The sequence below is a fragment of the Leptolyngbya sp. Heron Island J genome, from assembly GCF_000482245.1.
Lineage (GTDB): Bacteria > Cyanobacteriota > Cyanobacteriia > Phormidesmidales > Phormidesmidaceae > Leptothoe.
Genome location: NZ_AWNH01000045.1, coordinates 14931 through 31007, shown reverse-complemented (window position 1 = coordinate 31007; position 16077 = coordinate 14931). Strand labels below are relative to the sequence as shown.

12 protein-coding genes are annotated in these 16077 nt (G+C 47.7%); 4 read left to right on the top strand and 8 right to left on the bottom strand.

The annotated features are described in order from the left end of the window. Positions 1–438: 438 nt before the first annotated feature. Positions 439–2184: an EAL domain-containing protein gene (locus N836_RS52835; protein ID WP_235071093.1), complete on the top strand. Its 1746-nt coding sequence runs from the start codon at positions 439–441 to the stop codon at positions 2182–2184. Positions 2185–2302: 118 nt separating this feature from the next. Here the strand turns inward: N836_RS52835 and ftsH are convergent, their stop codons facing one another. The 3 genes from ftsH to petJ form a co-directional block, all read right to left on the bottom strand. Further along, a complete protein-coding gene (ftsH, locus tag N836_RS52830) occupies positions 2303–4153 on the bottom strand; it encodes an ATP-dependent zinc metalloprotease FtsH (RefSeq protein ID WP_023072925.1) in 1851 nt (616 codons plus the stop codon). Between the two features lie 145 nt (positions 4154–4298). After that, positions 4299–5864 (bottom strand): alpha-amylase, encoded by a 1566-nt coding sequence (locus N836_RS52825; protein ID WP_023072924.1) that lies wholly within the window; start codon positions 5862–5864, stop codon positions 4299–4301. Between the two features lie 323 nt (positions 5865–6187). Further along, entirely contained in the window at positions 6188–6520 is a 333-nt protein-coding gene (gene petJ, locus N836_RS52820) for a cytochrome c6 PetJ (protein ID WP_023072923.1), read from the bottom strand. A 460-nt stretch (positions 6521–6980) separates the two neighbouring features. On the opposite strand from petJ, the gene petE reads away from it, so the two are divergent. Then, positions 6981–7385: a plastocyanin gene (gene petE / locus N836_RS52815; RefSeq protein ID WP_023072922.1), complete on the top strand. Its 405-nt coding sequence runs from the start codon at positions 6981–6983 to the stop codon at positions 7383–7385. A 197-nt stretch (positions 7386–7582) separates the two neighbouring features. Here the strand turns inward: petE and N836_RS52810 are convergent, their stop codons facing one another. From N836_RS52810 to patD, 3 genes are all read right to left on the bottom strand, one after another. After that, positions 7583–9217 (bottom strand): dipeptide ABC transporter ATP-binding protein, encoded by a 1635-nt coding sequence (locus N836_RS52810; protein WP_023072921.1) that lies wholly within the window; start codon positions 9215–9217, stop codon positions 7583–7585. A gap of 60 nt (positions 9218–9277) precedes the next feature. After that, positions 9278–9847 (bottom strand): TFIIB-type zinc ribbon-containing protein, encoded by a 570-nt coding sequence (locus tag N836_RS52805; protein ID WP_023072920.1) that lies wholly within the window; start codon positions 9845–9847, stop codon positions 9278–9280. Between the two features lie 175 nt (positions 9848–10022). Then, entirely contained in the window at positions 10023–10376 is a 354-nt protein-coding gene (gene patD, locus N836_RS52800; RefSeq protein WP_023072919.1) for a heterocyst frequency control protein PatD, read from the bottom strand. Positions 10377–10865: 489 nt separating this feature from the next. Here patD and N836_RS52795 point away from each other — a divergent pair, with 489 nt between their 5' ends. Next, positions 10866–13157, top strand: a complete 2292-nt coding sequence (locus N836_RS52795; RefSeq protein WP_023072918.1) for a RelA/SpoT family protein — start codon at positions 10866–10868, stop codon at positions 13155–13157. Positions 13158–13244: 87 nt separating this feature from the next. Here the strand turns inward: N836_RS52795 and N836_RS52790 are convergent, their stop codons facing one another. Together N836_RS52790 and mnmE are read right to left on the bottom strand one after the other, a co-directional pair. Next, complete coding sequence (locus N836_RS52790; protein ID WP_023072917.1) at positions 13245–13628, bottom strand: VOC family protein; 384 nt, start codon at positions 13626–13628, stop codon at positions 13245–13247. A 49-nt stretch (positions 13629–13677) separates the two neighbouring features. Then, on the bottom strand, positions 13678–15057 hold the full coding sequence (gene mnmE / locus N836_RS52785) for a tRNA uridine-5-carboxymethylaminomethyl(34) synthesis GTPase MnmE (RefSeq protein WP_023072916.1): 1380 nt from the start codon (positions 15055–15057) through the stop codon (positions 13678–13680). A 167-nt stretch (positions 15058–15224) separates the two neighbouring features. Between mnmE and N836_RS52780 the strand changes: the two genes are divergently transcribed. After that, a complete protein-coding gene (locus N836_RS52780) occupies positions 15225–15761 on the top strand; it encodes a DUF2062 domain-containing protein (RefSeq protein WP_023072915.1) in 537 nt (178 codons plus the stop codon). Positions 15762–16077 lie beyond the last annotated feature (316 nt).

The following is a 16077-nucleotide window of genomic DNA, read 5'->3' as shown; positions in this document are numbered from 1 at the left end:
CGGATGATAGCTGATATGAGATTATAGCTCAAATTTTTGAGTACTGGTCAGGCTCTCAAGGAGCGCCAGTTTCTCGCCAGCATTAGCCATTATTTGTTTGAACCTGTGATTAATCTTTCTGTCATTTTATGGCACCTTTTCAAGACTCCTCTGGCTGGTGCGACTGCTCTTAATCTTTGGTTGTTGTTATCCACATACAGCAATTCGCTCGGAGTCCACGGTTGGTATCATACAGTCTCACCTAAGCCTTGTTACTTGCAGTTAAAGATTACTGCATCATTGCAAACTACAAATGCACAAATTGCTTCTCAGGTGTTGGAAGTAACAAACACCTCCTCTTTGGTTCAGCTACCTAGGCAAGAGTCACGACACAGCCCAATGATTATATGGTTGACAATTAGTTTATTCTTAACCAGTCTATGGGTTTGCGTGTTGCTCATGATTGTTTATCGTTGCCGTACTTACCAGGCAAGGCTCCTGCGAGAAAATGAAGAGCGTTATCGTGATTTAGCGCATCTGGGCTCCGATCTGTTTTGGGAGCTAGATAAAGACTTGAGGATTTCCTATTTATCTGGTAATTTCCATTATCTTCAAGACGAAGACCTAACCGATAAAACTCTCCGTCAAGCCCTGGCTCCTATTCCTAATCTAGAGGCAGACTGGGAGCGATTTGATGAGCACTTACATCAACACCAGCCGCTTGAAAATTTAACCCTGCGCTTACATACATCGAATAAAGCTTTGCGCATCTTTAAGCTCAATGCCCGTCCGTTATTTGATAAGCATAATGAATTTCAGGGCTATCGGGGTGTACAGAGAGAAATAACAGAAGAGTATAACCTCACGCAAACCATTGCTTACCAAGCTACTTACGATCCACTCACAGGACTAATTAACCGGAATGAGTTTGATACACGTCTACGACAGGCGATCAAACGTGCCAGAGAACAGAGGATTCAGTCGGTGTTGGGCTACTTGGACTTGGATCAGTTTAAAGTTGTGAACGATACAGCGGGTCATTTAGTGGGTGATCAGCTGTTGGCAGAACTGGCTCGGTTGTTACAACAGAATATTCGTAGCTCTGATAGTTTAGGTCGGCTGGGGGGAGATGAGTTTGGATTATTGTTGGAAGGATGTTCCTTAGAGCAGGGAAAAATAATTTCTCAGGCTTTGGTGGACAAAATAAAAGACTACCAGTTCACATGGCAAGGGCGTCAGTTCCAGGTAGGTGTGAGCATTGGGCTAGTGCCGATCTTAGGTGATGCTTATAATGTTGTTGAATTACTCAGTCGAGCCGATTTGGCTTGTTATAAGGCTAAGGATTTAGGGCGGGGTCGGGTTTATCTTGCTGATTATGACGATACAGAGCTTGATCGGCGGCATCTTGAGTTAGTTCAGATTGCTAATATTCCTCAGGCCATTGAAGAAAATCGATTCCACTTAATGGCGCAGCCAATTATCTCGCTTTTTGATGAGGAGTATCACCACGTTGAGATCTTATTACGGTTAACTGATGAACAGGGTAAGGTTGTGCACCCCAATCTTTTTATACCTATGGCTGAGCGCTATGATATGGTCGGGCTGATTGACCGCTGGGTGGTTAAAACAGTGCTGACAAATTACTATCACTATTATCCTCAGGCAACAACTATGGTGGCAATTAATCTCTCGGGTAGTAGCTTGAGTGATGAACAGTTCACTGCATTTGTGATAGAACTGTTGCAACAATCTTCGATGCCAGCAGAAATGCTATGTTTTGAAATCACTGAAACAACTACGATCTCTCAGCTTGACCAGGCTCTAAAATTCATTACCACTTTGAAAAACCTGGGAGTTAGCTTTGCTCTAGACGACTTTGGTAGCGGTGTTTCTTCTTTTGGATATCTGCGAAGTCTGCCGGTTGACTATCTGAAGATTGATGGAGATTTGATTCGCAATATCGATAAAGAACCTTATATTCAAACCATTGTGGACATGGTTAATCAGGTCGCTACTATGATGGGCATGAAAACAATTGCGGAGTTTGTTGAGGACGATATGATTTTGGCCAGACTCCGCAAGTTAAATATTAATTATGGGCAAGGGTATGGGATTGGTGAGCCACAGCCATTATGTGCAGGTCGGAAGAATGAGGGCGGAGAAATGAGGAAGATACCTGAGGTATCAAAGTTTCAGGATTTCTAAGTTACCCTAACAATTCTCTCAACTGCGATAACAAAAAAGCCCCAGGGAACTCCCTGGGGCAAAGAATAAAAGTTTCTAAATCTCATGCCAAGCAGAGAGAACGAAGATCAACAAGAAGTTAGGCCGTAACCAGTGGCTTGACTTGTGCAAGCATGGATCGGAGTTCATCTCCTTCAATAACTTCCTCTTTGAGTAACTGTTGTGAAATGCTTTCTAACAGTTCTCGATTGTTTCGCAGAATATTTAATGCTTGCTCATGGGCTGCTTCTACCAAACCTTTGACTTCAGCATCAATTTCTCTAGCTGTGGCTTCACTCATATTACGACGTGCATTGGGCATGCCGCTGTCTAAAAATGAGGTTTGCTGCCCCTTGTCATAAGCTAAGGGGCCTAGTACTTCGCTCATACCGTAGGTGGTGACCATTTGCTCTGCTACTTCTGTAGCCCGCTGTAGGTCATTGGCGGCACCGGTCGTAATTGAACCAAAGACAACTTCTTCGGCAGATCGCCCGCCCAACAGTGTGGCAATTTGACCTTTTAGTTCTTCGGCACTTCGAAGAAATCGATCTTCAGTTGGGAGCTGGAGCGTATAGCCTAAGGCTGCCATGCCGCGTGGCACGATAGAGATTTTCTCGACCTGGCCACTATCTTCCATTAGGGCACCTACCATGGCATGGCCTACCTCGTGGTAAGCGACAATTTTCTTCTCTTTCTCGTTGAGAACGCGGCTCTTTTTCTCTAGGCCGGCGACTACGCGCTCAATGGCTTCGGCAAAGTCGGCCTGGATGACGGCTTGACGATTGTTGCGAGCGGCCAGCAGTGCCGCTTCGTTGACTAGATTTGCTAGGTCGGCACCGGCAAATCCAGGAGTTCGAGTTGCGATCGCATTCAAATTAACATCATCTCCCAGCTTTACCTCTTGGGCATGAATTGTGAGAATTGCTTCGCGGCCCTTCAAGTCTGGACGATCTACTAGCACCTGACGATCAAATCGCCCCGGACGCAACAACGCTTGGTCTAAGGTCTCAGGACGGTTTGTTGCGGCTAAAACAATAATAGTATTGTCACCTGCACTAAACCCATCCATTTCTGTTAGTAACTGGTTGAGAGTCTGCTCACGCTCATCGTTACCACCATAAAAACCACCGGACGCCCGAGACTTACCAATGGCGTCAAGCTCATCGATAAAGACAATACAGGGAGCCTGCTTTTTAGCCTGCTCAAACAAATCTCGTACTCGTGAAGAACCCACACCCACAAACAGCTCAATAAACTCAGACCCCGAAATACTAAAGAAGGGAACTCCCGCTTCGCCTGCTACTGCCTTGGCTAGCAATGTCTTCCCCGTTCCTGGAGGGCCGACTAACAAGACACCTTTAGGGATTTTGGCCCCAATTTCAGTAAACCGCTTGGGGGTTTTGAGGAAGTCAACAATTTCTACTAGCTCGGTTTTGGCCTCTTCTACCCCTGCAACATCTTCAAAGGTGATTTTGGTCGCTTCATCTTCTACATATACCTTAGCCTTGCTTTTACCAATGGAGAGGGCTCCTTGGGGACCACCGCCTCTGGCTAAGAAAAAGCGCCATACAGCAATAAAGATTAACGGTGGAATCACCCAACTCAACAAACTACCAATCCATTGATTTTGAGGGGGTGGCATTGCTGCGAACTCCACACCATTAGCTTCGAGCAAATCGGGTAACTTTAGGTCAAAAATCGGTGTGGTGGAATAAACCGCACCAGGCTCTCCTAGCTCATTTTTGACCTGATAGCGAATTTCATTTTGGCCGACCGATGCTTGGATAACCTCATGCTCCTGCACCTGATGAAGAAACATGCTGTAAGGAGTACGCGGTGTGCGCTGAATCGGTAGAAAGATATTTGCTGTCAACAAAATGGCTCCTAACAAAAACAGTAGGTTGCTAATTTGTCGAGAGCGCGGTGGGCGCGGATCTTTATTAACGGGCATGAGTTGAGATTCCTTACAGATACGTCCTTAGCTTTAGCGTATCAACGCAACTAGAGAAACAAATTGATTGAAAACCGTACATAGTCGGTCGGGTTTTCAACGCTTATTTATACGGAGTCACAACATAGCTGTGAACCAACCCAGGCTAGAGACGGGCTTTGATATGCAGTGCGACTGCTTGCTGTGGTGCTATTGCAAATGTGGCGTTGCCTTCGGTATCGACGACGATGACTGTATCGCAGCTTGCTAGGGTATCTCCGACCGAATCAACCGAGGTCGGTTTGGATAAGATGTTGCAGTAGCTGCCAGCTGGCAGACCCGTCATTAATGTTTCACTCAGGACGCTATTGTCGTTATTGATCACAACAAAGCCGCGATTGCCTCGGGCAAATGCGATTTGGTTATTGCCGTTATCCCACCAATGAATGACGCTAGGGTTGCCTTGGGTGACATTGCGAAATTCCACCATATTGGCGATATCAGACCAGCGATGTTCACACACCCAGCCGTCACCGCAGTTCACCGGTAAGGTTTGCCCCTGTGCATCGGCTGGTGGGCCGACCCAATTACCCTGCTCTCGTGGCCAATCATAGCTGGACATGATTTTGGGGGTGCCATAGGGCCAGGCTAGCATAAAGATGTTGGCTAGGCGGTAGCTGGCTCCGTTGTCTGCCGGTGCATAGAACGTGACGATATTACGATCGCGACTCCGCTGAGTGATGTGGTTATCCGTAAACACGATTGCTTTATGACTGGGGATGAGTCCCCAGGCTTCGCCAAAGAGCACCAGATTTTTTAACTCGCCGTAGAGTATTTGCTCACCGAGATTACGACCATAGCGAAATTCGGTCACTGCTCCATTGCTAAAATAATCACTAGGTTGGGCTGCGTCAGTGCCACTGACGGCTTGATAGATAAAAGGTCGACCGCCTTCGGGATGAAACTTGCTATTGAGCGGATGCAAACGGCGCAAAATTTTAGCTAAATGCTGTGGTGGAATACGGTGGGCTGCATCAATACGAAATCCTGCCACACCCAGGGATAGTAGCTCATTCATGGCAGCTGTGATCGCAGCTTGCACCTGCTCACTTCCCGTATCCAGATCCTGGGGATAATCTAACTGGCTGGTGTGTATTGCTCTAGTAGCTGCTTCAGCATTGTCATAGACCTCGGTAGCATAGGGATCAGTTAAATCACTGCTGATGTCGAGGGTATCGTCATCAACACCTTGAGAACCCTCCCAGCGGCTGCTATAGTCCACCATTTGGGCAGTGCTGTCATTCGCTAGAGCCAGAGAATTGATGACCACATCGGCATACACGTCTACCCCAGCGCTATGGCAGCGACTCACCATATTAGCAAGCGCTGCCCGATTGCCGCTGCGGCTTGATAGCCTATAGCTCACCGGTTCATAGCGCTGATACCAGGGAAATGGCATTGTCTCTTGCGCAATGACTCGATGCTCGTGGGGTGGCGAAATCTGTACGGCACCATAACCATAAGGCCCTAGCCAGGTCTCACATTCCTGGGCAACATCTGACCAGCGCCATTCAAATAGTTGAACAATCACTGAACGGGAACTCGCTACCTGTCGTCCACCCGAGGTTGCTGGTAACTGGGCAGCTACTTGGCAACCTGCCAGCCCCAGGGCATAGGCTACAGCGACTGAACGACTGGCGAATGATGCCAGCCGCGCTACCAGGGAAGCCACTGGGCTGAACGACCTGAGATCGCAGGGAAACGAATGATTTCAACTGGCCAAACAAGCATCATATAGCCTCAAAGTGTCTCCAACATCGGTCACGCATACGAGCAGCATCCCATCGACCAAGTATTATTTTTTACACAGGTGTGACATCCTACTCAGAGTTCTTGAGATTTTCTTTAACCTTCAAAACTACGTTACCTAATACAAAAACCTGCTTCCAGAGGGGGAATACCCCTGAAAACAGGCTTTAAAGATTAAAAAGTAAGCGTAGCTCAGGTAAAATCCAAAGCTAGCTCACCGGTAGCTGGTTTAAGTACAATCTAAAATTACCAGCCTTTATCAGCTTGCGACAGTACGTAAGCTGCAACATTTTCAATTTGCTCAGGGGTCAAACGACCACCAAAACCAGGCATCCCACCATTACCATTATTGACCTGATAGACGATTGCCTCAGAGGTGTCTTTGCCGTAGGCAACTAAGTCATCTTTTTTCAAAGTTTTAGCGGGGTTAACTGCATTGCCACCACCAATGTGGCAAGCAGCACAGTTGGCAGAAAACACCTGAGCACCAGCGCCAGCATCAGCTGCCATAGCAGGAGAAGCTACTAGGAAAAGAGCGCTCGCTACAAATGCCGTCACTGTAGCCAAAATAGACTTCATCGGATACTCCTCTCAAAAAAAGTCACAGTCTGAAATCAAACCATTTCAGCCAAAAGCTTGAAAGTTTGACCAAAAATTATCCTCTCCAGTTTTTTTAGGCCGCGTCAAATGACGGCAGGTCAAACATTAACAACTGTAAAGTGGAAGGGCCATCCACCTTGGTCCTCTACATTTAGCCTGTGACCGTGGTGCGTAATATTTGCCAAATAGTTAAACTTTTGCCGAAACCTATATATACCAGGGTTATTATCCTGATGATTTTCTGGAGAAGAGGAGCTGTTATCGACGGTGATCACTCCATGCAAGTCATCTAATTGTTGGGGTGTCGGGATAGCTATGTAGAACCCAGGCTTTATTTTTTGTTTATCTGCCTACGGAGACATCCGGCATTCTAAAATAACTAGGTATTCGTAGTTAAGCGTGCTTAACTGCCTCCAAATTCAACCTTGAGAGAATCACTATGACCTTTATTAATCGCGTTTTGCGAGCCGTGGGTGCGCTGCTAGTGACAGCTGCTTTGGTTTTCGCAGGCACTGTTTTCAATGCGGCTCCTGCCTATGCTACTGAGTACCAAGTAAAAATGGGGTCCGATGCGGGTCTGCTTGCGTTTGAACCAGCAACTCTGACCATCAAGGCTGGCGATACGGTTACTTGGGTTAACAACAAAATGGCCCCCCACAACGTGATCTTTGATGCAGCTCAGGTGCCTGGCGGCAAAGAAGTTGCTGATCAGCTATCCCAGGAGCAGCTGACGTTTTCTCCTGGTGAGTCCTATTCATCTACATTTTCTGAGCCTGGCGAGTATAGCTACTTCTGTGCTCCCCACCGTGGTGCTGGCATGGTCGGTAAAATTATCGTTGAGTAAGTGTTTGATTGGCCGTAGGGCTATCTAAACGTGAGAGAGGGTTGACTTGTTAGGGTCGGCCCTCCTTTGTTTTTAAAGTTGTGCTTGGCTGAAGTTAAACTGTGGGTGTGGTGAAGGGTAGAAGTTTGAAGACGGAGGACGCTTGAAGTGTTGACGTTTTCGGGCTCTCACTTGTCCAACCCCTTTATCTGCTACATCTAAGCCTGCTTGGCTAGTAGGGGCGCTGCTGCTAGTAGTGTTTTAGTGTACGGGTGCTGTGGTGAGGTAAATAGCTTCTCTGTTGGCCCTAACTCGACAATTTTGCCCGCATTCATGACGGCAATGCGATCGCAAAGATAGCGGGCTACCCACAAATCATGGGTGATAAATAAATAGGTTAGATCAAGTTCAGTTTTGAGCTCTAGCATCAATTCCAGTACCTGAGCTTGAACGCTGGCATCCAACATGCTGACAGGTTCATCGCAGATCACCAGTTTTGGTTGCGTAATCAGGGCGCGGGCGATGGCTACCCGTTGCTGCTGCCCCCCTGACAAATCACCTGGGTAGCGATGGTAATAGGCATCCGTCGGTGTCAGGCCCACCCGCTTTAACATGGCATGGACCTGCTGCTTAGCCTCTGTCGCACTGGCCAAACCATGGATGATCAATGGATCAGCAATTCCGCGACCGATGGTCATCATTGGATTGAGGCAGGCGTGGGGATCTTGAAAGATCATCTGAAAGTTACGACGCTGCGTCTGTAGTTGCGCCCGTGACATGCCTACCAGGTTTTGCCCCATAAACTCCACCCGACCGGATGTTGGTGGAATAATCTGCATCAGTGTTCGCGAAAAGGTACTTTTACCACAGCCGGATTCCCCAACCAGGCCTAAAACTTCACCTGGGTATAAATCCACAGAGATGTCATCCACCGCCTTAATGGTTGCCGGGGGGGTGCGGTTAAATAGCTTGGAGAGCAGCCCTGGTTCTAGAGTGTAATGCTTGACCAGGTTCTGCACCTTGAGCAGTGGATCGGCAGCGTTGTTTGCGACTGTTTCAGGGGTGGCTTCATAATTTTGGAGCTGATGGGCTGCCCGTAGTAATGACTGGGTGTAATCTGCCTGGGGATGGTACAGGACTTGCTCCGTTGGCCCCAGTTCAACTAATTTACCCTGGTACATCACAGCAATGCGATCGCAATATTCCCCCACCAGGGCCAGATCGTGGGAAATCAAAATTAGGGCCATGCCGCGCTCGCGACAGAGCCCGGTAAGCAGATCCAAAATTTGAGCTGAGACGGTTACATCCAAACTGGTGGTGGGTTCATCGGCCACAATCAGCTTGGGGTTGAGTAGTAATGCCAGGGCAATGGCTACCCGCTGCCGCATGCCGCCGCTAAATTCATGGGGATACTGCTCCCAACGGTTGGCAGGAATGCTGACGGATTCGAGGGTTGCGATCGCAACTTCCTTAGCCGCCTGTTTCGATAGATCTGAAAAATGGGCACGTAGAGTTTCCACACAGTGATCCCCGATCGTCATCAACGGGTCTAACCGTGTCATTGGATCTTGAAACACCAACGATACCGCCTCCCCCCGGAACCGGCGAATCTCCTGATTCGAAAATCCAAATACATCCCGACCCTCAAACAGTGACTTGCCTTGAGTGCGGCTGCCTCCAGGTAGTAATCGCAGCGCTGCCCGACCTAAGGTCGATTTGCCACAGCCCGACTCCCCAACCAACCCTAGAATTTCTCCAGACTTTAGAGCCAGTGACACATTCTCAACGGCCCAGCTTTCTTGCCGCGGATAGGCAACACAAAAGCTATCGAGCTGTAACAGGGGAGAAGTCATGAAAAAAGGAAGACAACGTCTAACCCATTAAATAATGAGATGGGTTAGCTTTACGTCCCCTTACTTCTCAAAACGCCTCATCAAATACGCCACCCCAAAATCACCACTCGGATGCTCCTCAAGCAGTTTTGCCAGCTCAAACAGTTTCTCGGCGATCTCTGGCCCTAATTTTTCCGCAGTTGCCACTCGTTCACGGTAGTCAGCTTCAGCAATACGAGCATGACTCTGCCACTCATCTGTAAATAACACCGGAACACAGGTACTCAACCCCAATTTATCTAGCATTTCCCATTCTCCGTCATCACACCAAATCCCTTTACAGCCAGGGCAGCGTTCAATAAAGAATGTCACCTGTTTGAGTGTGATGCGCCTGCGGACCAGATAAAACCCACAGCTAGGACAGAGTCCAGCTCGACTATCGTAGCGAGAGGGCTGATAACTAATATCACGGTTGATGGGCACCGTTAAGCTGTTTACTTCAAAAGACGGATCTGCCTGAGGCTGTTGCCACACTTGATAATCTTCGGATCGAATCCAGGAGCCATGACACGTTGGACAACTATAGGCTTTTAGATCATCTACCAACTGACCTGCTAGCAGCGCTTCCTGTGGATGTTTCGGACAGAACATCGCTCTCCGTCAATAAAGTACACAAACACCGGATGAGAATACTTACCATACCCACCCTCAGCACTGTAGGGGGTAGTACAGGAAAACTCAAGCATTCATCTAAAATCACCTAGCCCCAGGGATACACTAGGCTGCCCAGAATTTTTCAGCTGATTATATTTACTGCGCACAAAGGTTATTGCGCACAAAGGGTGATTAAGACTTGAGTAAACCCCTGCAGCTGTTCCAAGCGATGGCTAATCTGGCCTAAACGCTGCTGGTATGTCCGACTTTGACGGGCTGACTGAATAAAATTAACTTCCACAGCTAAAAGCCTCATGTGGCGATGCATTTCAGTGATTGCCGAACGCCATTGTGGTTGATTTTGAGAGAGCTCTAACTGGTTAATATTAGGCCAGAGTGTTTGATTAAAAAATCGCTGTAACTCTTTAGCCTGTTGCAGGATGTCCGCCTGCCCCAAGTCCCCTTGGAATTGAGCTAACTGCTGCGTGTAAGCATGCAGCGCATCGACCGTAGCAGTGAATGTCATGATTCAGTGATAATGTAAGATTTTAATAAAGCTAATCAAACCCAATTTTTTATATCTATAGCTTTTATATAAGAGTTTTACCGTTCTGCAGCTGGGCGCTTAACCTAGAGAACAAGCAAAATTACATGGGGGCTAATCTAAGCATTTGAGATGAATTTACCTAGCTCACTAGGGTGAATTATCTTTGGCAGCCATTGGCAGATTTAGCATCAAGCTATAGTTGTAAGAATTTATACTCTTAATCTATCCTACGAATAAGAGGTCGAATATCCTGGGCAAAATCAGTTCCGAAGGGTTGATATTTTGCGCCACAGGAATGGTTTCTTACATGGAACAAATGATTGCGGATCTTGCGTGACCGCTAGATGCCGAGTCTCTGTGGCCGATGTGTTAATTACCGACCGATAAGCAAGCATCGGTAGTTGCGCTGTTCAAGCTATCCAGAGCAGAATTTGGTCTTTCCAGTCTTTATCCTCCCCTCTACTTACCATGACCTCAGCAGCTCCTGTTCTCCCCAATGACTGCACTTTACCCACCTGGCTTAGGTCCTGCATTCTGGAACATAGTCAACCTATTGAGGTGGATGGAGACAGTAAGTTTTCAATTGAACTGCCTAAAGATAACAATCAGCTAGTTTGTCGAGCGTTTGAGTTTGCCTATCAATTACATAAGGGACAGATGCGGGCTTCTGGTGAGCCATATATTGCGCATCCAGTTGCTGTAGCGAATATCTTGCGCGGTCTGGGAGGAGACAGCGCTATGATCGCAGCCGGTTTCTTACATGATGTTGTTGAAGATACGGATGTTTCAGCCGATGAAATTGAAGCCCACTTTGGGGCAGAAGTTCGCCAAATGGTTGAGGGAGTCACTAAGCTCTCAAAATTTCAGTTCAATAGCAAAACTGAACGCCAGGCTGAGAACTTTCGACGCATGTTCTTGGCTATGGCCCAAGATATTCGGGTGATTGTCGTCAAGCTGGCGGATCGTCTCCACAATATGCGAACACTACAGCATATGCCGCGCGAAAAGCAGGTGCAAAAGGCCCGTGAAACCATTGAGATTTTTGCTCCATTAGCCAATCGATTGGGCATAGGACGTATCAAGTGGGAGCTAGAAGACCTTTCCTTTAAGTATCTTGACGAGCTGGCTTACCAAGATATCAAAAGCTTGATTTCTGAAAAACGTACGGATCGAGAGGCGCGACTCGAACAAGTTGCAGATTTATTAAAAGTCCATCTCGCAGACGATGGGATCAACTGTCTTGACATTAGCAGTCGACCCAAGCATCTTTACAGCATCTACCGTAAGATGCAACGTCAGCAGAAGGATTTCCATCAAATCTACGATATTGCAGCCGTACGTATCATTGTGGGGACTAAAGTAGAGTGCTATCGCGCTCTAGCGGTCGTCCACGACCGATTTAAACCGATTCCTGGGCGATTTAAAGATTACATTGGCTTGCCTAAGGCTAACCGATACCAGTCACTCCACACCGCTGTGATCGGTGAACAAGGGCGGCCTATTGAAGTGCAAATTCGCACCATGGAAATGCATCGTGTTGCAGAGTATGGCATTGCTGCCCACTGGAAATATAAGGAGACAGGCAATAGTAATACTAAGGTCAATGCTGAAGATGAAAAGTTTACCTGGCTACGTCAGCTACTGGAATGGCAGAGCGATCTAAAAGATGCCCAAGAGTATCTCAGCGATGTCAAAGACAACCTTTTTGATGAAGAGGTTTATGTTTTTAGTCCCCGTGGTGATGTCTTTGCCCTCAGTCAAGGTGCTACCCCGGTTGACTTTGCCTATCGTATCCATACTGAGGTTGGGCATCACTGCGCTGGTGCCAAGGTTAATGAGCGCATCGTTACCCTGGATACGCAACTCAATAACGGTGATATTGTTGAAATTCTGACGAATAAAAATTGTCGCCCTAGTCTCGACTGGTTAAATTTTGTGGTTTCTGCGGGTGCGCGTAATCGTATTCGTCACTGGTATAAGCAATCTCATCATGAAGAAAATATGGCCCGCGGCCATGCCATGCTTGAGAAGGTCATGGGACGAGATGGACTGGACTCATTACTTAAATCAGTGCCAGCCCAAGCTGCCGCCCAACGCAGTAATTATCCTTGTGTGGAGGATATGTTAGCTGCTCTGGGATATGGCGAAATTACCCTCAATGCGGTGGTGAACCGGCTCCAGGAGGCTACCAAAGAGCTACAGCCCGTAGCCGATATCGATGATGATACCCTTGCAGAAAATATTAACGAAGGTGCGGTTGTACGCACTCGCTGGGGTGGAGACGCTGGTAAAGGCGGTTCTGATAGTTCCATCATGGGTGTTGAAGGGCTATTGCATCATATTGCAGGTTGTTGTAACCCTCTACCGGGTGAACCGATTATTGGAGCTGTTTCTAGAGCAGGGCGAGGTATTGCCATTCACCGTCAAGGCTGTCCAAATGTGTCCTCTGTGCCTGGTGATCGTTTGATACCAGTGTGTTGGAATTCAGCCGACTCTACAACTGGCAGACCTCAGACCTACCCGGTCATGCTGAAGCTTGAAGTGATCGATCGAGTGGGTGTGCTAAAAGATATTTTGAGCCATCTATCAGACCTTAAAATTAATGTTCACCGAGCCACAGTGACTACGTTTCCGGATCAAATTGCTGAAATTGATCTGGGGATTGATGTGAAAGACCATGCTCATTTTGATCGAACAGTTAAAAAGCTGCGTAAAATGACCGATGTTCTCAAACTTAAGCGCATTAGCCAGATGGATTAACGGCAAATGTTTTAGATGTTGAGTGTCTCATAACTACAGCTCCTCAAAGTTGGATGGTCAGGGACCAACCAGTATCTTTGGTGATTTTCATACGACCTTAGGAGACTGATGCAGAATCAGGCGGTTGCCAGCAGGGTCGTAGGCGTAGATTTCTTGCCCGTGGCTGGTATGGATAATATTATCCGATGGTGGGTAGCCGAGCTGTGTCAGAGTTGCGATCGCATCCTCCAAATCCTCCACCTCTACACACATGCTCATACTGGCTGCTGACCCGGCAAATTCTTGAATATCGCTCGGTTTAAACAACGCCAGCTTGAGCCCTGGCAGCCCAAATTCCCCATAGCGCTGAGGTATATAAACCTGAGGGGGTTGACCCAATAGACCTTGATAAAACTCCACCAGAGTCTGTAGATCTTCATGGGCAAGCGTTATGAACGCGTCTTGAATTTTAATTGGGTGAATACTGCCCACTTTTCCTGCCTCACTAACGCCCAGATTTAATATGAGTCATCCCTAATCATTATTTGCCAATACAAAAACGACTAAAAATCTCATCCAACATAGACTCAGTCATTTCTTCCCCTGTGACTTCCCCCAGAGCGTGAATCGTATCCCGAAGGTCGATGGTCCAAAAATCTAGCGGCAGCTGTGCCTCAATGGTTGCTTCCACCTGTTGCAGTGAGCTATGGGCACGCGTCAGGGCAGCAGCCTGACGCTGATTAATAGCCAGGTCCAAATTGGCAGCGCTGACGTCACCTGCTTGCACGATCTTGAGAATGGCGTTCTCTAAATCCTCAATTCCCTGACCCTGAGCTGCGGCTGTTTCTACCATGGGTGCATCAAACTGAGGCAGGTTCACTGGAGCACCTAAGTCCACTTTGTTGACGACTAGAATGTGAGGCTTGTGTCGGATGTCGTTGTAAAGAGTGGCTTCGGCTCCAGTCCAACCTAGGGTTCCATCCAGGGTCAGCAACACCAAATCGGCACTTTGAGCTGCTGTCTGCGACCGTTCAATTCCAAGCTGCTCTACTTGGTCGGTGGCATCTCGAATCCCAGCCGTATCCAGTACCTGAACGGGAATTCCCCCCACCACTAGCTGAGATTCGACGACATCGCGAGTAGTTCCTGGTAAGGCTGTTACAATGGCGCGATCGCAACGGCTCCAGGCATTGAGTAAACTGGATTTCCCCACATTGGGCTGACCAACAATCGCCACCTTGAGTCCTGTACGCAGCAGTTCGCCCTGATGTGCTGTTGACAAAATTTGCCCAACTTCGGCCAGAATATCCTCTAGCTGTAAGCGTATACTCCCTTCGTCTAACGGGGGCAGATCATCCGCAAAATCAATGCGAGCTTCCACTTCAGCCAGTACATCTAAACAACGGCTACGACAGTGTCGAATTACCTTAGTGAGTTTGCCTTGAATGCCCGCAAGGGCGGCTTGCGCAGCTTGAGGCGATTGGGCCCCGACCAAATCAGCAATACCCTCGGCCTGGGTCAAATCTAAACGACCATTGAGAAATGCTCTTAGGGTAAATTCCCCAGGTTCTGCCAGGCGTGCCCCCTGGGCAATACATAGCTGCAGCACCTGTTGCACTGCCATGATGCCACCGTGACAGTGAAACTCCACCACGTCTTCACGGGTGTAGGAGCGAGGGGATTGCATTAGCAGCAGCAGTACTTCGTCAATAGTTTGTTGGGTATCAGGATGGGTAATGTAACCATAGAGAATACGATGGCTCTCCCAAGAGGCTGATGTCTGGAATAATCCCTGAGCAATGGTTATAGCGGTGGTGCCCGATAGCCGCACAATGCCGACACTGCCCTGCTGAGGCACAATCGCAGTTGCGATCGCAGCAATCGTCTCCCCCTGGATAATTTTTGCTCCTGCCTCTATCACGTATTTGCTCCTGGAGTGCGGTCTCAAGTTGTAACGATACCCTATGCCGCCTCCCCATCAGGCCCATCAGGAATGACCAAAATTGCCTATGTTGTCATAATTGATGCTAGTAGCCGATTAGACGGCGGCCCTGCCTCATTACAGAATCACTTATAAGGAATCCAGCCGTGGCGGCTCCCAACGGTCATTTTGACTACAAACAATCCAGCCCCTCTCGATCTCACAAAAGATCACATTTTCCTACACGTCGTAAACGAGCAAAACTTCAGCGTCTGTTTAGATATATCTATATTCGTTTTATCCGTCTCCGAGGCCATCCCAGAGCTATCGCGAGAGGTCTAGCAGCAGGGGTTTTCGCCGGTAGCTATCCCCTGTTTGGGTTACAGACAATTATTGGTATTGCGATCGCAGCGGCTGTCCGTGGGAATAAGCTTGTAGCCGCGGCAGGAACATGGATTAGCAATCCTTTCACCTACGTTCCTATTTATGCTTTCAACTATAAAATTGGCCGTCTCATTCTTGGACAATCCACTGAAACAGTCCTGGCTAGTCGTTCTCCTCAAGAGTGGATGAGCCTGGGCTTTGACATCACTATTGCTCTACTCACAGGCAGCACTATCGTTGGCATTGTGCTCGCTATTGCTAGCTATTACGTTGGCCTACATTTGACCCACAGTCTTAAATCCAGAAAGGATAAACACTAAAACCGCCAAATACTAGAACTATGGTCGTGATCTAATTACAATCAATACTAAGGTGAGGAGATCCAATCAAACAAAAAGGCTAGATATCAAATTAAATGCACGTTATAATGAACACTCGGTGCATCGGCAAAAGTGATCAAAAGTAACCATCAACTCAATGTTACTTTTGACAACTTTAGACAATATGAACTAGGGTTCGTTTATTGGTACTGGTTTTGTACTCATTTATTGAGTGCTAGGAAGAATATTCTCGAAACCCCCTATATTTCGTTTAACTAGTTTGTCAGTCTTGGCAGCCTTTACAGAACGCCGTTTT